This window comes from uncultured Gilvimarinus sp. (assembly GCF_963975215.1).
In the GTDB taxonomy this organism is placed as follows: domain Bacteria; phylum Pseudomonadota; class Gammaproteobacteria; order Pseudomonadales; family Cellvibrionaceae; genus Gilvimarinus.
Genome location: NZ_CAXBFW010000002.1, coordinates 1 through 21,986 on the forward strand (window position 1 = coordinate 1; position 21,986 = coordinate 21,986).

The following is a 21,986-nucleotide window of genomic DNA, read 5'->3' on the forward strand; positions in this document are numbered from 1 at the left end:
TCAAAATGGCGCCTAGATTACGAACCAGCCTGAAAGCCTGAGTACGTAAGGGGTTATTCAACAGCCTGCTAGGTGTTATTTACCGGTTTCTATGTAGAGGCTGGCAGCCATTTGGGGGCTTCCTTAGATATGTCGTATTTGGAAAGAAACGAACCTGTGCTCCAGGCTCGCCAATCCAAGCAAGAGCCGACAGGCACTACCTTTCTTAACCATGTTCAAGCTATTCGTCAGTACGCGTCGTCGTTTTTTAAAAACAGTCACGATGTGGATGATTTGGTTCAGGAAGTGTACGTAAAAATTGCTGAGCGTGGCGGTCTGGGCGATGTACGGGCCCCAAGAGCCTTCTTATGTAAAGTGGCGCGCAACCTGGCGTTAAACGAAAAAAACCGGTCAGGCACCCGCCTAAGCGACCAATTTGAGGCAATGATCGACGATCAGAATGTTCCCACAACCATTAACCTCGATGACCAGATCGAACAACAACAGCGATTTACACACTTTTGCGAGGCCATTAACCAGCTTCCATCCCAGTGCCGCCGCGTATTTATTATGAAAAAAATCGAAGGGTTAGCCAACGCCGACATAGCACAAAAATTGAGCATCTCGGTCAGCACCGTTGATAAACATCTCGCCAAGGGCATGATTGAATGCAAAGAAGCGCTTAAGCAACTGGGCCACTTCGATCAACCACTAAAGACGCACAACCGCCCTCCCCTTAAAATCATTAATAACAACGTCCGTTAAATCAATCGCATGAGCATAATTAAACCGTTTAAAAGCAAAACCTCAGTCCAGCAAGAAGCGGCGGCATGGATTATCAAACTGGATAAAGGTGACCTTAGTAAGGCCGATAAAAAAGCCCTGCAAATCTGGCTGGCGCAAAGTAAAACAAACGAGCGCGAGTTTATAGAGCTGGCAGAGGTATGGGGGCTTGCCGACCAATTGCCCAGCATTACTGAAGTTAGCATCAGCGAGCATAATACAGAGGCAAGCAATCAAGCTATCGGGTGGCCACGAGGGGCGATTGCCGCCTGCATCGTTGTTTGCTGTGTATTTGTCGGGAGCCTTTTTTGGCTTACATCACCCGGTCAAAATCCTCCCATGACGGTGAGCTATCACACCGTTATTGGTGAAATACGTGACGTAACCCTTAGCGATGGCTCTGTCATATCACTAAACACAAACACTAACATTGACGTTAATTATACGGCGCAACAGCGACATGTAACCCTCCACAAAGGTGAAGCTCACTTCAAGGTTGCAAAAGATAAACAAAGGCCTTTTTCTGTCGAGGTGGGCGACAAAGTCGTTACCGCTGTCGGAACAGCCTTTAATATTCGAAAATCCGACCATGCGGCCGACCTAGTCGTTACCGAGGGTCAGGTCAGCGTCGATAACAGAAAAAACGCACAGCCTAAAAAAGCTGACGTAAGCGCCGATAAGGTACTGCTAATGGTTTCCGCCGGTGAGCAATTATCCATTGCGTCGACCGCCGAGACTAACATAGCCGAAAAATTTAACCCTAAAGAAGTCGAGCGAAAGCTATCGTGGACTAACGGCATGATCTCGTTCGAGAACACGCCATTAATACAAGCTATCGACGAAGTGTCTCGCTACACAGAGAGAAAAATTATTATTGCCGATGAAGACCTTAAATCACTAAAAGTTGGAGGCTACTTTAAAGCAGGAGAAACGGATTCCATGCTGGAAGTGTTACAACTGAGCTTTAATATTAACGTGCAAACCAGGGATGATAACGTTGTTGTGTTAAAGAAAAATGACGATCATCGTGCCAATCAGTAGATACATTAAAAATAGCAAAAAAAATCATTTTTATCAGAATCACACTGGTAGATTTTCTCTTCTCGCCTGTCCTTTTACACGAGACCTATCGGTTAGCGCAGCGCGCCAACTAAGCCGAAAATGTCTCGCCGTTATTCTGCTGGCCGCAGCCGCTGAGAGTGGCGCCGCTTCGCCTGTTAAGGGTTCAGTGGCCGAACAACATCAGCAACAGCGTCATCAGTTTGACATTAAACAACTACCGGCAAATCAAAGCTTGAAGCTATTTGCACAACAAGCACAGCTTCAGGTTTTATTTCCGGCAGAACTTGTAAATGGGCTACAAACAAACCAGGTAACAGGCTATTACTCTGTCACCGAAGCCATCGCTCAAGTTCTCGCCGGAACCGGATTAACGCCGGTATTTATCGATAGCCGGATATTGACCATAACTGCTAACGACAGCAGATCGTCAGGCGAGGAAGAACCAGTGAATTTAGAGAAGAAAAAACTTTCAGGCATCATCGCATTCCTTACCGCCATGGTAAGCAACTCGGGGGCACAAGCCCAGCAAACGCTCACAAGTGACGCAATTGAAGAGGTTGTCATCACCGGCAGCTATCAGAGAAGCCTGGAGCAAGCCGTTGAAATTAAGCGCACCAGCGTTGGCTTTTCAGATTCTGTCGTTGCATCAGATATTGCCGACTTCCCCGAGCAAAATTTGGCCGAAGCCTTACAGCGGATACCAGGTGTCACCATTGAGCGCAATAAAGGCCTGGGCAACAAAGTCAGCGTGCGCAGCTTGCCCAGCGAGTTCACCCACGTCACCATTAACGATTTGGCAACAGCATCAGGCAGCGGCGGCCGCGACATTGAGTTTGACAGCTTTGCCTCTGACATCATTCAGCAAGTTACCGTAAAAAAATCGCCCACCGCAGCCGATGAAGAAGGCGGCATTGCCGGTACGGTTGAGATTACAACCGCCCGCCCCTTTGATTACAGCGGCCGTAAATTTATTGTCTCTGCCGAAGGCGCCTACAACTCGATTTCCGAAGAGATCGACCCCAATTTTTCCATGCTGGCCAGCAACACGGTGGGCGACTGGGGTGCACTGGTGTCATTTTCCAGCTCACAGCGCACTAACCGCACCGACGCCAATTCTGGGGTGGACTTTCGCCCTCTTTCCCGCTGGTTGGAAAAAACCGGCTCATCTCAGCATCAATCCGACCAAACGGCTGCGGTACTGGAACGCGACACCGGCATCGTGATTAATGATCGCTTTGACAGCGATGAAACCAGCCGCGTGGTGTTTATCAATAAAGCGGGCGACCGCTCCTATTTGAATGAGCAGGAAAAATGGGGCGCTACCGCCTCGCTTCAGTACCAACCCAGCGCCGATTTCTCGTTAACCTTCGACGCCCTGATCGGTAAGTACGACGCCACTGAAGACGAATATGATGCAGCGGCTTATTCAGCCTCTAGCCCAAGCGCTTTGGCCCGTATTCACGACTACGACAGCACGACGCTGGGGCAACACGGTATTACCGTGCTGACAGACACCTCCTATGCATTAACGCAACATGAGTTTCTAAGCAAAGAAAACGTCAATGAGACTGACTACCAGCAATTCAGCCTGGATGCCGATTGGTCTCTCGGTGGCTGGGACATCAATGGCCTGGTGGGTTACTCCGGCGCCGATAAACTCTCGGATCGCACCAACCTAAAGCATACCTCTTATGCCCCTTCACGCACGCGCTACACCGCAGAGGGCGGTCAAACCGTAATGAGTGAAGACCCAGCATCGATTGATATGTACAACGCGCCTTCGACGTACCTGTTTGACTTTTACGAGGTAACGCTGGAAGACATCAAAGACGACAAGTACGCAGCGCAGTTGGACATCAGGCGCGAGATGCATCTGGATTTCTTACCGGCCTTAGCCAATATTCAGTTTGGCGCACGCTATACCGATAAAAGCAAAGAGCGGGATCAGGGAGATAAGCAAGTAAAAGGGGCGAGCGAAGATGACTCGAGCTGGGCTGGCGTGCGCACATTGCAAGACAGCGAGCTGACCGCTATTGACGATCTGGTTCCCGGTGGGGATTACCTTCCGGAGCTGTCCTACAGCCCCACCTGGGCACAAATCTCCAACGAGTATGCCCGCAGCGAATTTCGCTACAACGGCTTTCATGTCGATTACGCCCCGGACCAGTATTACCAGGTCGAGGAAGAAGTACTAAGCCTTTACGCCATGGCCGACTTTGAGTTTGACCTGGCCAGTTTTCCGACGCTGATTAACATCGGGGCTCGATACGTAGACACCTCGGTATTATCATCGGGCTTCCACCAAGTGCAAAACTCCGACGGCTCCACAGGTTACACGTCGGCCCCCATCTCAAAAGAGGGCAGCTATGATGACCTGCTGCCGAGTTTTAACATGATGGTGGACTTAACCGAAAACTTAATGTTTCGCGCCGCCGCCTCGCAAACTCTGATGCGCCCTGCCCTGACCGACATCGCCTATAAGCGCACCGTTAGTGTCAATGAGTTTAAATACCGTGACGGTAACCCAGACCTAAAACCCACTTACGCCGATCAGTGGGATATGGGCCTGGAGTACTATTTGGATAACGGCGGGCTTTTCTCCGCCTCGTACTTTGAGAAAACCATCGAAGGTGTAGTGCGAGAATCCCTTACCGGTACTGTATCCGACGTTACTAAGTACAATGATAATGGCACCCTCGATGGCGTGTACGACTTTGAGGTGTATCAAAAGGTTAATGCCGACGGCTCTTACGATGTCTCGGGCGTTGAGTTGGTCGCGCAGTTTCCGCTAACGATTATTAGCGAGGCCCTGGAAGGTTTTGGCATCAATGCCAACTATACAATTTTGGATAACTCATTAACCGGCGAATCCGACCTCGACATTCCCACGGCGCCCGAGGGTCTGGCCGAAAACACTTACAACTTAGTGGCCTACTACGAGAACGATACATTCGACGCACGCCTGCTTTATAACTACAAAGATAAATATGTAGAGCGTATCGAGCGTGATATGTACCCGGTATACCGAGACTCTTATGGGCAGTTAGATTTCTCCCTGGGTTACTACCTAACAGACAACATTAAATTGACGCTGGAAGGCATTAACATCACCGACGAAGAAACCAAAGGCTACACCATGGACCCTAGATTCCCGACTATGTACGAAGTCTCGGGAAGCCGATACACCTTAGGCGTTCGCGCCAACTTCTAACCTGTGGCATCTTGCGGCACAGGGAAGTGCCTTTTTTATTATTTCAACCGAGCATCCCATGAGACACGGCCTAATTAATAGTACAACCCTTCTTCTGTTCATACTTTTTAGCGCAACCTCACAGGCAAAACCAAGCGATTCCCCCTTGCGCGTTGCATTTATGCCCGACATTCACTTTCACGATGTTTACGCCGACTTAAGCGCTGACGGTTTTACGGGCATTCCCACGGATAGCCATGGCAAAAAAGCAACGATTAGAACGATGGCCGCGCAACTGCACTCGACCCGCTTATTTAATGAAAACTACTTCGCCTTGCTGGCCGCACTGGATGACGCCGTAAAAAGCGGCATAACCTATATCGCGCTACCGGGAGATTTTAGCGACGACGGACAACCCATACACCTTGAAGCATTAGCCAAAATACTCGACCACTATAGCCGGGAGTACGGCGTACAGTTTTTTGCCACACCGGGCAATCACGATCCGGTCCGGCCCTTTGACACCCCCGGGGGGAAAAGCGATTTTTTACAGGCCGATGGCCGTGAAATATCGATACAAAGCCCGGAGACCGACGTCTGCCAGAATAAAACCGGGCGCCAGTCAGACACGCTTATCTGTGCCCCGGGCATTCGGCATCTGGGGTATCACGGCGTGGCTCAGGCAATGAAAAACACAGGTCTTTTCCCGCAATCACACTACCTGTATTGGGAAACACCATTTAGCGACTATACACCCGACAACTACGATTACGGTAAAGCCCATAGCGCCAGCCCCTTAACAGGGCGGCACTACAACGTTTGCGATAAAAACACCGCCAGTCAGCAAGGGCGGTGTGTAACCTTACCCGACACCAGTTACCTGGTAGAGCCTGTGGCAGGGCTGTGGTTACTCGCCATTGATGCCAACGTGTATCAACCTGACTTTAATAAAGGGCATGAGCCAACCGCGTTTTCAGGCTCTGGCAATGCCGGCTATAACGCCGTCAGCCACGATAAAAAATACCTGTTGGACTGGATAGCAAAGGTGGTGCAACAAGCAAACCTGCGAGGCAAAAAGCTCGTCTCTTTCAGCCACTTTCCAATGGTCGACTTCTACGATCAACAAGCACCAAAGCTAGCGGCTCTGTTTGGCAAAAAGGCCTTTCAGGCTCAGCGGTTGCCTCGCATAACAACCAGCGATCGCTTAGCCCAAACGGGACTGACGCTTCACGTATCCGGCCATATGCATATGAATGACACCGGCATTTACCGCAGCGCCACAGGGCAAACCCTGTTTAACATCCAGGCGCCAAGCCTGGCGGCTTATCCACCGGCCTACAAAGTGCTTACTCTACTTGCAGACAATAAGGTAGAGGTAAGCACGGTTCGCATCGATCAGGTCCCAAGGTTTAAAGAGCTATTCCCGCATTATCAGCGCGAGTATGACTATCTTAGGCAACACCACCCGGATAAAATCTGGAACCACGATATTCTGGAGGCTAACAACTACAACGATTACACCCAAAGGCACTTGCGCGAGTTGGTCCGTTTACGCTTTTTACCTCAGGAGTGGCCCGTCGACCTGCGCCGGATTTTTAATCACAACTCCCTCCGGGATCTGGCCACGCTGGCAACACTACCGGCAGACGCGCCACTGCCCCCGGATGTAGCAACAATAGCTGAATTAAAAAACACAACCTTGTGGCACCTTGCCGAGCAAAAGCTACAGCCTGAAGAGTTTTCAGAGCTAAGCGGTTTCGACTTACTGGTCGACTTTTACAAACTGCGTAATGGCGGATATCTGGCCCGGCAAGATATTAATGCTAAGCGCCTGACGGAGTATCGCACTCTGGCATCAATGTACCAGCAGGCCGTATTGCAGGCGCAAAAAACCGCCGATGCGCCACCGCTGATTGCCCGTCATCAACAACTCGTGGCCGGCGTGCTGGATATTCTTATGGGGTTTCTCGACTCTGAGCCTGACAACCACTTTATGATTGACCTAAACAAAGGCCAGCTGACAAGGGTTGCCCCCGCCAAACCGGCGCCCTAGGCCGACCGTTGTAACGGGATATTGTACGGGCATCACACCAGCGCGCGCGGGGCTTTGACTCACTTGAAGTGTGGCGCCCCATTGATAGTGGTTATCAGTCGTACTATTGGGTAAACTGGCGCTCAGCACGCCAAGAGCCACACTTTACAGGGACGTTACACGTGGGATTACCGACAAAACCTAAAAAGCGCAATCACTATACCTGCGAGCTAAAACAACGCACGTTAAACCTGCTTGATAACGGCTTAACCCCAACCGAAGTCGCCAAACGCACGGGGGTACGTGAATCTAACATATACCGCTGGCGGCGAGAGTTTATGGCCCGCAGCGTCGACGCCATAAACGATTTACAGCAAGAGTTAAAGCGGCTTCGGCAAGAGAACACCCAGCTAAAAAAGCGCCTCAAGCAGTTTGAGTAACCCGCCCTAAGCGCCCTAAAATAAAGCGTATGCCCCCTGCGGGCGCCCTCTAAGGTAAGCCGACCGCCAGATCGGTGAGCTGCCTGCGCCTTCAGCCCCCCACGTGATCCGCGTAAATTCAAATATTTAGCTTTTTAGCGCTTGTACAAAGGCCGCCGTCTCGCACTATACTGAGCGCAACGCGTACAACATCCTTCCATTTCGTCATATTCACGACAGATACCGGCGCTACACTCGATCGCAGCGTCGATTGGCTTGCCGATTGCTTGGCAATCGAAGAGCCGGCGTGTCACAACGCCAGCGGCTAATCGCACCCACTACCCAGCGGACCGACGGAAACAGATACACCATGAAACGGCAGAACGATACATTAGAGCGAATTTACCGCGAGGTAAAAACCGTAATTCTCTCGCGTCAGCACCCGGTAACAGGACTTTTGCCTGCCAGCACCGCCTCGACTCACCACGGCGATTACACCGACGCCTGGGTGCGCGATAACGTTTACTCTATTATGAGCGTATGGGCGCTGAGCATTGCCATGGACCGCGCCGGGCAAAAAAACCGCTGTGATCTGCTGCAGCAGTCGACCATCAAGTTGATGCGCGGCTTGCTGCAATCGATGATGCGCCAGGCGGACAAGGTCGAAAAGTTTAAGCACACCTTAGACCCCTATGACGCCTTACACGCCAAATACGATACCGCCACCGGCTTACCCGTCGTTGCCGATGACGCCTGGGGCCACTTACAAATAGACGCCACCTCCATATTTTTGTTAATGCTGGCGCAAATGTCAGCATCAGGTTTACGCATTGTGTGCACCGGCAGTGAAGTCGATTTTGTGCAGAACCTGGTTTACTACATCTCCAGCGCCTACCGCACGCCCGACTTTGGTATCTGGGAGCGTGGCAACAAGATTAATAACGGCCTCACCGAAATCAACGCCAGCTCCGTGGGCATGGCCAAGGCGGCCCTGCAGGCGCTGGACGGGCTGAATCTATTTGGCCCCTACGCCACCCAGCGGGCGGTTATTCATGTCGTGCCCGACGCGGTATCGTTAGCGCGCAATACCCTGGGCGCCCTGCTGCCGCGCGAGTCGCTATCCAAAGAGGTAGACAGCGCCCTTTTATCGGTTATCGGCTTTCCCGCTTTTGCGGTGGGCCGGGTCGAGCTGCTAACCAAAACCCGCGACACTATTTTGTCCAAACTCGGCGGCAACTTCGGCTGCAAGCGCTTTTTATGGGACGGCCACCAAACCGCCATCGAAGAGAACTCACGGCTTTATTACGAGCACTCCGAGTTGGCCGAATTTGAGCATATCGAGTCCGAGTGGCCGCTGTTTTATACCTATCTGTACATCAATGCGCTGTTTGACGATTTACACACAACCGCGGCCCACTATCGTAAAAAGATTGAATCGCTCATGGTGACCAAAGACGGCATCGGTTTGATTCCCGAGCTTTACTTCTTAGACAAAGAGCACATCGCCGCCGAGAAAAAACAACCGCGCTCGCAACCGCGCCAGCCCAACGAGAACATCCCTTTGGTGTGGGCGCAAAGCCTATATTACACCGGCCTGTTATTGGACGAGGGCTACCTTAACTCTGAAGATCTCGACCCGCTGTACATTCGGCGCCGTTCGACGCGTTTTTCACAGGCGCAAATTGCGCTGGTGGTGCTCGCCGAGAGCGATGATGTAAAAACAACTCTGGCTAAAAACGGGGTCATTGCCGAGTCACTGGAGGATATAAAACCCATAACGGTGTTAACGGCGCCGCATTTGGTAGAGGTATACACCCGCGTCGGGGCCAATGAATCGCTCGGCCTAAGTGGCCGGCCGCGGCGGCGCCTGCAAAGCCTGGCGACCTCACATACCTTTAAAATCAACAACAAATCTTGCTTGTGCCTGTCGTGGCTACAAAGTGAAGAAAACGACTACCGGCTGTTTGATGCGGAATTTTTTGCCGACTGCCTGATATCGGAAATCAACCATATTCGCAAACACTGGATAGACCCCGAAGTGGCGGTTTTTACCCTAAAAATCAGTGCCGATTTTTGCGCTGTACCCAACGCCGATATCTTATTTAAAGCACTTAAAGATTTACAGCTGCGCACCACCCACGAGCATGTTGGCAACGCATCGGCAAGCCTGGCCTTGCGCGCATCGCGGGCGACTAAGCTGGTACTGCCCGAGCTTTGCTTAACGCCGGTAAAAACCCAACGCACACCGGTTGTAACGCAGCGCCCCTTTAGCGACACGCCGCTAACCGCCAACGCCCGGCAATTGCTCGACAGCGTTAACAGCGATAACCCCAGCTTACTCACCCGAGCTTTTGAGCGCGCCATGATGGGCCGCAACCTCAGTGATAGCGCCGCGGACGATGGCACCTTGACGTTGCGCGAGCTACTGACATCACTGTCGCATTACGCGCAACAAACCAATCGCTGGGCACTGGCTCGTATTTGTTTTGCGCACCTGCAACACGGCCACAACGATCTGGCCAACAGCCTGACGCTACTGGCGGCGCGGCACTTAAAAATCACCATCGGTGAAGATAACGATAGCGAACTGACCATAAACTCGCAGCTAACCAATAATGAAATTATCGACGGTTTACACAAAGTTTTATCGCACCCGTTAGAGCGCGCTTTGGCGCAAGAGGCCATCATAGCCATTGGCGGCCTGCTGCGCACCCGCCCCTATTTGTTTGAGGGCTTGCGCTCAATCGCACTGCACAACTTTATTTTGCTCTGCTCGCATTACGACAATGAAGCACTTTCACCCATAGAGTGGCTCGCCACGCAATCGCCCTCTTATTTGTACAACAAGCTACGCAAGGTGCTCGATTCTCAGCGCAAAGTCTTCTCTCAGGGTGTTAATCACAGCTTTCATTTGGGCCACGAGCAATCCTCACTGCTGCAGGGCAGCGATGCTATTACTGCCAACGCAGTGGGCGCCGACTGGTTTGAGTGGCGCTTGGCCCGCGGCTTTATTACACGCTTTGACGATGAGTTTCTACAGGCCATTTGGCAGAGCTTAGCCAGTGCCAACACCTTGGTTTTTGGCGATAGCGATAGCGATGAGTACTCACTCGACTGCGAGCTTATCCGCAGCTCCATGACCTCTGGCGAAGAGAGCTTTGCCCAGCTTATCGATCACTTAACCCAGTCGCTACACCCGAGCTACTACAAAAGTGCCGTGGTCGAGGCGCTGCACTGCTATACGCTATATTGCCAGCTAAACCCCAACGCTTACTTCGAGCGCCCGGTGGTTTTTAGCCGGCTGCTCGAAGAGGCCGCAAGGCTCTGGTCCGATGCTACCGAGGGTGTGTGTGGCAATAATCGCAACATCGATTTACTGCTGCAGCAATCGCCGCGAGTACTACAAGATTACATGATGAAAGCGCTGGCCAACGAAGCCGGCAGCACGACGGCCGCCACTCGCCAACCTGTTACCACGGAATAACGCCAATGACAGGTTGGCTCGACGCGAGCGCGCCGCTACAATGCCCGCCTAATGCTCGCTTTAGGTAACGCTCGCTGACATGCCCCACCGCCCTCAGGTAGTAGAACTTCCTTACCAACAAGACAGCGTGGCGTATTTCGCCATGCTCACAACCTTGCCTTACCCGGTTTGGCTTGATAGCTGTCAGCCCATGAGCCAGCTCGGCCGCTACGATATTCTGGCGGCGGCCCCGGATACGCGCATCAGCACCCACGGCGAGCTCAGCATCATTATCCAGGGCGACTCGCGCCGGGAAAGTCACGCCGACCCATTTACGCTATTGCAAGAGCTACTCCCGAGCCATTGCCCCCAAGCTGAGTTCGACGGCGAACCACTGCCGTTTTGCGGCGGGGCGCTGGGTTATTTTGGCTATGATTTAGGCCGCCGGCTGGAGTCGATACCCGCTCACGCCAAAGCTGATATTTCACTGCCTGACATGCATTTTGGTATTTACCCCTGGGCGATTATTGCCGATCACCTGCGCCAAAAAACGCTATTCGTAGCGCAGCCCAAAGTCGATATCGGACCGATTCTGGCACTATTGCAGGCACCCACAAACTTAAAGTCATTTCTAGAAAAGACAAACAAAAGCTTTACTATCAATAACTTCAAAGAATCTTCTAACAAACAGCATTACTTTGAAAAATTCGATGTAATCCAAAAACACATACTGGAGGGTGACTGCTACCAAATTAACTTCGCACAGCGTTTTAGCAGTCAGTACCAAGGCGATCCGTTGGCCGGCTACCTGGCCCTGCGCGCCAAGCTGCCCTCGCCCTTCGCCGGCTTTATGCCATTAGACGAGGGGGCCATTCTGTGCCTGTCGCCCGAGCGGTTTATCGCCTGCCGTGATGGCAAAGCCACAACTAGCCCTATCAAGGGCACCATCGCCCGAGGCGTCACCCCCGAGCAAGACCAGCAAAACCAAGCCGCGCTATCGGCGAGCGCCAAAGACCGCGCTGAGAATTTGATGATCGCCGACCTATTGCGTAACGATTTGAGCAAAACCTGCCGCGAGGTCAAAACCCCTCGCCTGTTTGAGCTGCAAAGCTTTGCCAATGTTCATCATTTAGTCAGCACCATTACCGGCCGTATACGCCCAAACAAAAACGCGTTGGATGTATTGCGAGCCGCGTTTCCGGGGGGCTCGATTACCGGCGCACCGAAAGTGCGGGCAATGGCAATTATTGACGAGCTAGAGCCCTACCGACGCGGCCCCTATTGCGGCAGCCTTGGTTATATTAGTGCCTGCGGCGGGGCGGATAGCAACATCGCCATCCGCACGGTCATTTGCAACAAAGGGCAGCTGCACTGCTATGGTGGGGGCGGCATCGTGGCGGACTCGGATGCCGAAAGTGAGTATCAGGAGAGTGTTACCAAGGTGGCCCTGTTACTGCGCACCCTGGAAGAGGCTTTTGGCCCGGCGCCAGAGCTACCAAATAGCGCTGGCGATTAGCAGCAACAAGGCCCCGATTACCAGCCATTTGCCGGCATAGTAGAGCGACTTGTTCTTGCGTTTGATCGACTTCAGCATCTTTTGATAACTGAGCAACCCCTGCCCCAGTTTGTTACCAATCCCTGTGTTACTGGCATCGACGTTATCGATCATAAACAAACGATTAAAAAAGCGGCCAAAGTGCCAGTAAGCTTTTTGCACAAAACCCAATTTTAACGGCCGGTCGATATCCGTCATCAAAATAATACGCGGCGTATCTGTCTCGTTATAGGCCGAGTGTAGGTAGGTTTCATCAAAAATGATGCTGTCGCCATCGCGCCAAACATAGTGGGCATCGTCCACCTTTAAGCCGCACTTTTCGCTATTGGGGGTGCTTAGACCCAACGAGTAACGCAAAGTGTAAGCAAACGGGTCGTGATGCTTATTGAGTTTTTTACCGGGGTTTAATACCGCAAATAGCGCCAGATTTAAATAAGGCACTTGCTCCAGCAACGCCATGGTTTTGGGTGCTAGCTCGTGGGCCGATGGAATACGGTGGTCGTACATCTTTAGGTAAAAGCTGGTCCAGCGGTTGTCCTTATAAAAACTGCTGGCGGGCAAGTCATCTTTAGCCGTAATGTTACCGCCTTCATACAGGGCCAGCGCCTCGTCGCGAATCACCTCCCAGTTATCCTGAATCACCGCCAGCTCAGGGAAGTGCTCAATGCTGACACGAGGCGTGGTCGGCACCTTAGATAACCCATAAGCCGGCAGGTTAAAGGGCACCATAAAGGTCGAGAAATCGGACAGTTGCCGGCTGAGCGGAAAAGTCTCGCGGTTGCGGGTGCGCACAAACACAATGCACAAAATATAGACAATGACTAAGCCAATGATTACCGCCATACAGACCTCTTAGTTGACCGCCAGCGACACACCAACAGCGGCTGGGGCGCGTATAATACTCAAAACTGCTGCCGCAACCAACTAACTCCAGGGCTAATCCTCGCCAGCGGCCGGCGAATCGCTTTTAAGCAACTCCTGTCGCTCTCGCTCGTAATCGTCATAGGAAACCGAACTTTGCTGCCGACACTCCTTTTGCTGGCTTAACGGTACCGTGTCGCAATCCCAGCGGGCATCATTGCGCATATTGTCGTAAACCGCCTGCTGGCTGCAGCCGGCCAATACCATTAGCCCTACTACCCACATATTCCTCATTGCTACTCTCCGTTAAAACTTAAGACATAATGAGTGGCTATCCCGCGCTCGCGCAGCATAGCCAACCCCGGTAAGTCTTGCAGCGCAATCGCAAAAGCCGCACCGCACAGCGTGGCACCAAATTTGTCTATCAGCGACGCCACAGCGGCCACGGTGCCGCCGGTGGCGATCAAATCATCCACCACCAGCAGCCGCTCATCCGGAGCGATTGCATCGGTATGAATATGCAGACTATCCTCGCCGTACTCAAGCGCGTAACTGGCCTTGTAGGTGGGTCGAGGCAATTTGCCGGGCTTGCGCGCCAACACCAAACCGCAACCCAGCTCCATCGCTAGCGCGGCGCCAAAGATAAAGCCCCGGGCCTCAATGGCGACAATTTTATCGATAGCTTGTTCTCGGTATGGTGCCGCCATGCGCAGCACACACTCACGCAGCGCCTCTGGGTGGAGCAGCAAGCTGGTAATGTCGCGAAACTCAATGCCGGGCCTGGGATACCCGGACACGGTCGTCACGCTTGCCTTGAGACGCTCTATATCCATAACGATCCTCGTTCAATTAGGGCCTGCGGACTGCTACAGGTTGCGCGTTAATCATAGCGCAGCGCCCGCAGATACTGTAATATGCGCGGCCACTCCATAACGCTTCTATTTTATTGTATGCGCGAGTACGCGCGAAACAATTGGCGCTACCTTTTTTGCGCCGGCGTACCGGTCACACCACAGGATTTACCCCTATGAGTTTTACCCAGCTGGGCTTGTCTGCCCCGATTCTTAAAGCTATTGACGAAAAAGGCTACACCGAGCCCTCACCAATTCAGGCGCAAGCGATTCCCGCCGTATTGTCGGGCCGCGACGTCATGGCCGCCGCGCAGACAGGTACCGGTAAAACCGCGGGCTTTACCCTGCCGATTCTCGAGCAACTCAGCAAAGGTGCGCGCGCCGGAGCTAACCAGGCCCGGGTACTGGTACTAACCCCTACCCGCGAACTAGCCGCGCAAGTGGGCGAGAGCGTCGCCACCTACGGCAAACATTTACCGCTGCGCTCCGCCGTGGTGTTTGGCGGCGTTAAAATCAACCCGCAAATGATGAAATTGCGCGGCGGCGTAGATGTACTGGTGGCAACGCCGGGGCGCTTACTCGATTTGTACAACCAGCGCGCGGTTAAATTTGACCACCTGGAAGTACTGGTGCTGGACGAAGCTGACCGTATGCTCGACATGGGCTTTATCCACGACATTAAGAAAATTCTTGCGGTACTGCCTAAAAAGCGTCAAAACTTACTGTTCTCAGCGACTTTTTCTGAGGACATCCGGGCGCTGGCAAAAGGGCTGGTGCACGAACCGGTAGAGATTTCCGTCACCCCCCGCAACAGCACGGCCACCACGGTAAAGCAGTGGATTTGCCCGGTGGACAAAAAGCAAAAGCCGGAGCTGCTGATCCGCTTAATTATGGATAATCAGTGGGAGCAGGTACTGGTATTTAGCCGTACCAAACACGGCGCCAATAAGCTTACCAAGCAATTAGAGGCGGCGCATATCCGTGCGGCAGCCATCCATGGCAACAAGAGCCAGGGCGCGCGCACCAAAGCGCTGGCCGATTTCAAAAGCGGCTCGGTGCGGGTGCTGGTTGCCACCGACATTGCCGCTCGCGGGCTGGACATCGATCAACTGCCTCAGGTGGTGAACTTCGATTTGCCCAATGTACCGGAAGACTACGTGCACCGTATCGGCCGCACCGGCCGCGCCGGCGCCACCGGTCAAGCGGTATCGCTGGTCAGTGCCGATGAGTTTAAGCAGCTTAGTGATATCGAGCACTTGATTAAGACATTGCTAACCCGTGAAATCATCGACGGCTTTGAGCCAATCCACGATGTACCCGAGTCGAGCTTAACGCGCCGCGCCCCGAAGCCTAAAAACAAGCCCGCCGGTGCAGCCCCTAAGCGCCCCGGTGGCGGACGCCAGCGCAAGCCAGGCGGCGGCAAACAAGGTGCCAATAAAGGCGCAGAAGCTAAAAGCGGACCATTTGCCAAAAACAAGCCCGCCGCCAATCGCCCACGTCGCCCCGGCAACAATAACCGATAATCGGCAGGCACCGATAATCAGTAGGCGCAGCGCGAGACTTACTTAGTCACTCGCCGCGCCCGGAAGCTGCGCCCCTTTAGCTTGCCACTACTTAGCTTGCGCAGCGCTTGGTCACTCGCCTTGCGCTTTACCGCAACAAACGCACTCTGATCAAAGATCTGAATTTTGCCCACCTCGGTACCGGCAATGCCATCATCGCCGGTCAAAGCCCCCAAAATATCGCCTGGGCGCACTTTCTGCTTCTTGCCGCCGTCAATTTGCAGAGTGATCATGGGTGGCAGGTAGCTGGAGCTGTCCCGCCCCGGAGCCGGCAGCGCCTCGCAGCGGTACTCTTGCCCGGCATACTGAGCGATCCGCTCTACCTTAAAGCTTTCTTTATCGCCCACCAGAGTCACCGCCAGGCCGCTATTACCGGCGCGGCCGGTGCGGCCAATACGATGCACATGCACCTCGCTGTCGCGAGCCGGCTGATAATTAATCACCGCATCCAGAGCCTCGATATCTAACCCGCGAGCGGCCACATCCGTTGCGACCAACACGGTTAGACTTTTATTGGCAAACATCACCAAGGTGCGGTCACGATCACGCTGCTCGAGGTCGCCGTGCAGCGCCGCCGCGCTAAATCCCTCATGGCGCAGGTACTCGGCCAAGGCAGCGGTTTCGCGTTTGGTGTTGCAAAACACCACCGCCGAATCAGGCCGGTAGTCCCGCAATAGTTGGGTCACCGCGCGGTCGCGGTCACTATCGGCCACTGCATAAAAGTGCTGCTCGATACTCTGTGTATCATGGGTGCTTTCGACCTTAACGCTCACCGGGTCGCGCAACACCCGCGAGGCAATCTTGGCTATGCCGTCGGGGAAAGTAGCGCTAAACAGCAGCGTTTGGCGCTTAGCCGGAATTTCAGCCACAATCTCATCCAGCGTTTCAGCAAAGCCCATATCCAGCATTCGATCGGCTTCATCCAGCACCAGCGAGTGGACGCTGGACAACACCAGGTTGCCCTTGCGCAGATGATCCGAAACCCGCCCGGGCGTACCAACAACGATATGGGCGCCATGGGCCAGTGAGCCAACCTGCGGACCAAAGGGCATGCCGCCGCACAGCGTCAGCACCTTGATGTTGTGAATACCACGGGCCAGCTTGCGAACCTCTTTGGCCACCTGATCGGCCAGCTCACGGGTGGGGCACAACACCAGTGATTGCACCGCAAATTGCTTTACATCGAGCCGCGCAAGCAGCCCCAGAGCAAACGCCACGGTTTTGCCCGAGCCAGTTTTACCCTGAGCAATCACGTCTTTACCCGCCAATACGGCCGGCAAACTCTCGGCCTGAATGGCCGTCATGCCGGTATAACCAAGTGACGCTACCGTCTGTAAAAGCTCCGGACGGAGCGCTAAGGTGGAGAATTTCAAATCTTGCAATGCCTATTACCCGCTAAGTCGAACACGGCCGGCAAAACCGACCGCCAATAAAAAAGGGCAGGACAAATGCCCTACCCTTTTTTTAGCTTGCCCCGTAGGGAAGCCGCTGCCGCAGCAGCTAGTCTTGTTACAGACTATAGATTACAGACCTACGATGTTCTCGGCCTGTGGACCTTTTTGGCCTTGAGTTACGGTGAACTCAACTTTTTGGCCTTCGGTCAGGGTTTTGAAGCCTGAACCAACAATAGCGCTAAAGTGGGCAAAAACGTCTGGACCAGATTCTTGCTCGATAAAGCCAAAACCTTTTGCTTCGTTAAACCACTTAACGGTACCTGTTGTAGTAGACATAGTGTCAATCCTGTTCAATCAAAGAGTAAGCCTCTTACGAGGCGGTTGTGCGCTAAAAGTGTTGCTATTACTTATGACTAAACGGACCGAAACTAAAGGCGTACCGATACTTTGGTGTGGCATAAATATAGGACTTACTTTCAAGCAATATCGAGTATATACCCCTGCATAGCCTTGTCAACTATAAATACCCACCTGATCTGGTCACAGGCACAAACCAATTGGCTATTAAAAACAGCGGCATTAAAACGCAATTCCTTAAGCCCGAATACGCCGACGCGCTTTTAATGAAAGGTAAATACCGCCCAACACCAAAACACTGCAAACAACCAAACGCAGCGTAAGTGGCTCAGCAACAAGCCAAACACCGCCCAACGCCGCCAGAACTGGCACCGACAGCTGTACCACACCCGCCTGAGTAACGCCCAGCCCAGTCAGCGCCCGGTACCACGCCGCATAGCCCAGGGCCGAGGCAACACTGCCCGAGGCCACTGCCAACAACGCGCCCCACCCATCGACAGCAAATGTTTGCCCCGGCGCAAGCCACGGCATAAGCAACAACAGCGGCAACAAGCCCAGTGCGCGCAGAAAATTTCCGCAGGTTGCCAGAAGCGGTGTAGCAGCGCGGCGGCCCGCCAGGGTATATAACGCCCACCCGGCACCCGCTAATGCCATCAGCAACACACCGGCGGCAGGCGGGCTGGCCGCGCCGGGCAGCAGTAGTACCAGCAACCCCAATAATGCCAACAGCACACCGAGCACTTCGCCGAGACTTAATCCCTGCCGCGAGCGCAGCGCGGCCAGCAACATAACCAGCTGTACCACGCCAAACAAAATAAGCGCTCCCACACCAGTGTCTAAGCGCATATAAGCGTAAGAAAAGCCCACCAGGTAAATGAAAAGTGCGACAGCCTCCGCCCAAGAGCCGGCAGCCAGTGATAAACGACGTTCGCGCCACAGCACAATCAAACACAACGTGAGTGCACCACTGATCAAACGAATAGCGCTAAAACTGGCCGGGTCAATCACCGATATACCATTTGGTGACAGGGCCAGGCGGCAAAGCACTGAGTTGCCGGCAAACGCCAGCAGTGCCAACAACGTGGCATTTAGGGTAGACAGGGGCATATAGGTACCGCAGATCCAAACGGGCAAGCGTACAGCAATGAATATAAAAATCCCTGCAGCAAAAGGTATCGCAGCGCAAAAAATCCGCTAGCTCGATAGGTACCGCTGGATATCGACCTCGACTATTTGCTCGGCAGACAAGTACTCGTGAGCATACTGCAAATAAACACCGCTGGTTAAAAACAACTCGAACACAGATTTATCAATATGCCCACTGGCAACCATATTGGCCATTATGTCGATAGCGGTAGCAATAGACTTTGCCTCTTTATAGGGCCGGTCTGCCGCCGTTAAGGCCTCAAAGATATCCGCTACCACCAGCACTTTTTCGGGTATCGACAACTGATCGCCGGTAAGTTTTCTCGGGTAGCCCGTGCCGTCGACCGCCTCGTGGTGGGTCGATGCATAGCGCGGTACTCGTGCAAGCTCGGGAGGGAACGGTAAGCGGTCGAGCATTTTAATGGTGCTAACCATATGCTCATTGATTTTATAGCGCTCCTCGGGGGTCAAGGTGCCGCGGGAGATCGACAAATTATACAGCTCGCCATGATTAAACATGTGCTCGGGCACGTTCATGTTAATCCCTAAGTGCGGCGCAAAACTCACATCGCGGGTTCGCTCCACCACATGCTCTGGGCGATCCTCGAGCAGACGCTCCGTCGCTGGTAATGGCTCAGACATTTTGCTTTTGCGCGCCAACTCGGCCGCACTTAGCCCAAGGCGGCGATCAAAGTGACGCTGCCAGGTTTGCGCCGCGATGCTTTGCAAGCGGGCAATATCGTCATCGCTCATATATTCGCCGCCAATATTAGCGTTAGCCACAAATGCGAAGTCGGCATGCAACCGGGCAATACGCGCATCGCGCTGCGCGGCGAGTTCGGTCGCGTCTTTACCGCCGCGAGCCAATGCCTGCCAATAGTGTATCTCGGCATCGCGCAGCAACACCTCAAAGCGGGTTCTTACTTCGTGAATACGGTTGTAAATCGTCTCCAGCTTTACGGACTTATCAACCACATATTCGGGCACCGTAATTTTCCCGCAATCGTGCAACCAAGCCGCAATTTTAAACTCTCGCCACTGCTCGTCACTCGCAAACTCAAAAGTTTCGAAGTCCGACTCCGATGACTCATGGGCCGCCCTGGTCAGCATCAGCCCGAGCTCAGGAACCCGTGCACAATGCCCGCCCGTATAGGGCGACTTTTCGTCAATTGCCTCGGCAATAAGCTGGATAAACGAATCCATAAGCAGGCGCTGGCTTTCCTCATGGGAGCAGATCGAACCGGCCATCTCGGTCATCGATACCGCCAACTCGTTTAACTCGGTAACGCGTGTTGGCGTGTACGCCACCTCATTAAAGCGGCGCTCTTTAACCAGCTCGCTTTTTCTTGATAACGCCAAAATCGGCCGAACGATAGGCCTTGATAACAACCAGACTAACGGCAGTACCAACAATAAGCACAGTGCACTAACCCAGATCGCGTTTCGCACTCGATCCAGTGGTTTAGCAAGCACCTGTGCCGCTGGCACCACAGCGGCAAAATAGCTTGGGGCTCCCTCGTCCGGTGCTATCTGGCTCACCAATACAAAGTGCTCGACGCCGTCAATCTGTTGCGTCAAAATTTTATCGACCGAACTTGCATCACGCCCCAGAGTTAACAAAAACGGATACGGCACTCGCGCCAGATCGGGGGCGGCCTGAGCATCCGGGCTGAGCCATTTTTGCTCAAGCTGCTGCCACTCTTCGTCGGTCACGGATAGAAGCGCCAGATTGAGCAACCCCAACAGCTTTTGCTTGTCGGGGTGCACCGCAAAATAGATCGTCTCAGGCAGGCCCTCCTCGAGCAAAGCCGGGCCGATCGTTATATTGTCCAGAAACAGCTCATTGGTCATATGCCTCAGCACGACTGCATTATCGACCACGGCATCCGCCCGTCCGGCCTGCACCGCGCGCAACGCCTGCTGGGTATTCTCAACCTCGAGAATATCCTGCGCGCCGATTGTGTCACGAAGGATATTAGTGATATTCCACCCCGCCGGAGCCGCAACTCTCTGCCCTGCCAGCCCCGCGATACTGACAACCGGCGCGGAATTTTTACGGGTAGCGATGGCAAACGGCAACTGAGCCAACGGCTCGCCGACCCAATCAAAACGCCGGGGCGTGCCCGACGAGGTGATCGGCTGCAATACATCCAGCTCGCCGGCCGAAAACTTTTCTATCAGCTCAGTCCAGCGGTAGCCGTTGATAAACTGCATCTTTAGCTGCAGTTTTTCTCCCAGCAGGCGCATCAAATCTACCGTATAACCTTTGGGCCGGCCCGCTTCGGCAAAATCAATAGGCGCCCAATCCAGTTCGTTGGCAACGCGAACAGGGCCCAGAGAATCAAGGTATTCGCGCTCGCGCTTACTCAGAGCCAACGGCTTTACGCTTGAGGATACCGCGTCATTATTGCGTAGTAAGTTAGAACCCAGCATTGCGCCACTGCCATCATAAACAAATAGCTGGGCACTACCGCCGGGGCTTTTTTCATTTAAATACTGCGAAAACGAGTTTAATGTTATGTCGATTCCAAGCACGACTTCGCTGTCTGGCAGCTGCACAGAATAGGTTTGCCCCGGCGCTTGAATATATTGAAACATATAGGGGGCTGACTTTCTTACCCGGGCCGGACCAGACTCGTTATACCAGCGCCGTTGCCTCACGTCGTAATGACTTGGCTCTTCGCGGCGCTCGCGCAAATTAAACTCGCTGTCGTAGTAGTAAAGCTCGCGAATACGCCCGTGGTCGCTTTCACGCACCCAGTTAATAACCCAGCGGTCCCCCTCTACGGCTTTAACGGCGCCAAGCATTGACTCGTTAGCGTGTAGATTAACCACCTCAAAGATGTCGCCATCGGGGAACCCGAGATAGATACTGTAAAACAGCTCGTGATTGCCCAGCACTTCGGCAAATAAGTCCCGCACCTGCTCGGCCTGCTGGGCGGTCTCGACAGCTTGTAGCGCCGGGTAGCGTGCGAGCAGCCTGCTTACCTGCTCGGCGCGCCGCTCGATGGTTTCAATGAAGGTGCCGGTAGTAACGGCGGTTTGTCGATAGCGCTCTAATCCGTGCTCGATTGCCATTTGCCGGCTGAAATAATACTGTAATGAGATAGCCGCGGCTGCGGTGACGAAAATCGCGAATGCGACCAGCGCCACCACAATCACTCGTATAGATACGGTAAAACGAAGTGGGGTTTTAACCTTCATGACGGCAGCGTTCCTTTTTGGCCGTGCAATGTTTTGTCTTATAATAGCGGCTTTTAGCGTCACATGTGCATTAAAAATAACACCACTAAGCGTATCGGCACATTAAAGCTTTAGAGACTTTAATGTGC

The 21,986-nt window shown here is 53.3% G+C and carries 15 protein-coding genes and 1 pseudogene; 9 read left to right on the forward strand and 7 right to left on the reverse strand.

The window, feature by feature from the left end:
* The first annotated feature begins 72 nt into the window (after positions 1–72).
* The 8 genes and pseudogenes from AAC019_RS01900 (at position 73) to pabB (ending at position 12,444) form a co-directional block, all read left to right on the forward strand.
* On the forward strand, positions 73–744 hold the full coding sequence (locus tag AAC019_RS01900) for an RNA polymerase sigma factor (RefSeq protein ID WP_339896870.1): 672 nt from the start codon (positions 73–75) through the stop codon (positions 742–744).
* 9 nt (positions 745–753) lie between these two features.
* Positions 754–1,803, forward strand: coding sequence for a FecR family protein (locus AAC019_RS01905; protein WP_339896871.1), 1,050 nt, complete (start codon positions 754–756; stop codon positions 1,801–1,803).
* A pseudogene (locus tag AAC019_RS01910) lies at positions 1,778–2,224 on the forward strand (STN domain-containing protein); the annotation flags it as partial. The gene AAC019_RS01905 and the pseudogene AAC019_RS01910, both read left to right, overlap by 26 nt.
* Before the next feature lie 45 nt (positions 2,225–2,269).
* Entirely contained in the window at positions 2,270–5,035 is a 2,766-nt protein-coding gene (locus AAC019_RS01915; RefSeq protein WP_339897109.1) for a TonB-dependent receptor, read from the forward strand.
* Positions 5,036–5,180: 145 nt separating this feature from the next.
* Entirely contained in the window at positions 5,181–7,067 is a 1,887-nt protein-coding gene (locus AAC019_RS01920; RefSeq protein ID WP_339896872.1) for a metallophosphoesterase, read from the forward strand.
* Positions 7,068–7,228: 161 nt separating this feature from the next.
* The gene (locus tag AAC019_RS01925; RefSeq protein ID WP_339896873.1) at positions 7,229–7,486 is read left to right on the forward strand and encodes a transposase; all 258 of its coding nucleotides are present in this window, start codon (positions 7,229–7,231) and stop codon (positions 7,484–7,486) included.
* 349 nt (positions 7,487–7,835) lie between these two features.
* On the forward strand, positions 7,836–10,949 hold the full coding sequence (locus AAC019_RS01930) for a glycoside hydrolase family 15 protein (RefSeq protein WP_339896874.1): 3,114 nt from the start codon (positions 7,836–7,838) through the stop codon (positions 10,947–10,949).
* A gap of 79 nt (positions 10,950–11,028) precedes the next feature.
* Positions 11,029–12,444: an aminodeoxychorismate synthase component I gene (gene pabB, locus AAC019_RS01935; RefSeq protein WP_339896875.1), complete on the forward strand. Its 1,416-nt coding sequence runs from the start codon at positions 11,029–11,031 to the stop codon at positions 12,442–12,444.
* On the opposite strand, the gene AAC019_RS01940 is transcribed toward pabB, so the two are convergent.
* From AAC019_RS01940 to AAC019_RS01950, 3 genes are all read right to left on the reverse strand, one after another.
* Complete coding sequence (locus AAC019_RS01940) at positions 12,421–13,326, reverse strand: aspartyl/asparaginyl beta-hydroxylase domain-containing protein (protein WP_339896876.1); 906 nt, start codon at positions 13,324–13,326, stop codon at positions 12,421–12,423. The two genes, pabB and AAC019_RS01940, sit on opposite strands and share 24 nt — an antisense overlap.
* 93 nt (positions 13,327–13,419) lie before the next feature.
* Positions 13,420–13,638, reverse strand: a complete 219-nt coding sequence (locus tag AAC019_RS01945) for a hypothetical protein (protein ID WP_339896877.1) — start codon at positions 13,636–13,638, stop codon at positions 13,420–13,422.
* Positions 13,639–13,640: 2 nt separating this feature from the next.
* Complete coding sequence (locus AAC019_RS01950; RefSeq protein WP_339896878.1) at positions 13,641–14,177, reverse strand: adenine phosphoribosyltransferase; 537 nt, start codon at positions 14,175–14,177, stop codon at positions 13,641–13,643.
* Positions 14,178–14,371: 194 nt separating this feature from the next.
* Here AAC019_RS01950 and AAC019_RS01955 point away from each other — a divergent pair, with 194 nt between their 5' ends.
* The gene (locus AAC019_RS01955; protein WP_339896879.1) at positions 14,372–15,718 is read left to right on the forward strand and encodes a DEAD/DEAH box helicase; all 1,347 of its coding nucleotides are present in this window, start codon (positions 14,372–14,374) and stop codon (positions 15,716–15,718) included.
* Positions 15,719–15,756: 38 nt separating this feature from the next.
* Here AAC019_RS01955 and dbpA read toward each other — a convergent pair whose 3' ends face one another.
* The 4 genes from dbpA to AAC019_RS01975 form a co-directional block, all read right to left on the reverse strand.
* On the reverse strand, positions 15,757–17,139 hold the full coding sequence (gene dbpA, locus AAC019_RS01960) for an ATP-dependent RNA helicase DbpA (RefSeq protein ID WP_339896880.1): 1,383 nt from the start codon (positions 17,137–17,139) through the stop codon (positions 15,757–15,759).
* Positions 17,140–17,280: 141 nt separating this feature from the next.
* A complete protein-coding gene (locus AAC019_RS01965; RefSeq protein ID WP_041523209.1) occupies positions 17,281–17,487 on the reverse strand; it encodes a cold-shock protein in 207 nt (68 codons plus the stop codon).
* Positions 17,488–17,745: 258 nt separating this feature from the next.
* Positions 17,746–18,615, reverse strand: coding sequence for a DMT family transporter (locus AAC019_RS01970; RefSeq protein ID WP_339896881.1), 870 nt, complete (start codon positions 18,613–18,615; stop codon positions 17,746–17,748).
* A gap of 87 nt (positions 18,616–18,702) precedes the next feature.
* Complete coding sequence (locus AAC019_RS01975; RefSeq protein ID WP_339896882.1) at positions 18,703–21,858, reverse strand: HD domain-containing phosphohydrolase; 3,156 nt, start codon at positions 21,856–21,858, stop codon at positions 18,703–18,705.
* Between the last annotated feature and the right edge of the window lie 128 nt (positions 21,859–21,986).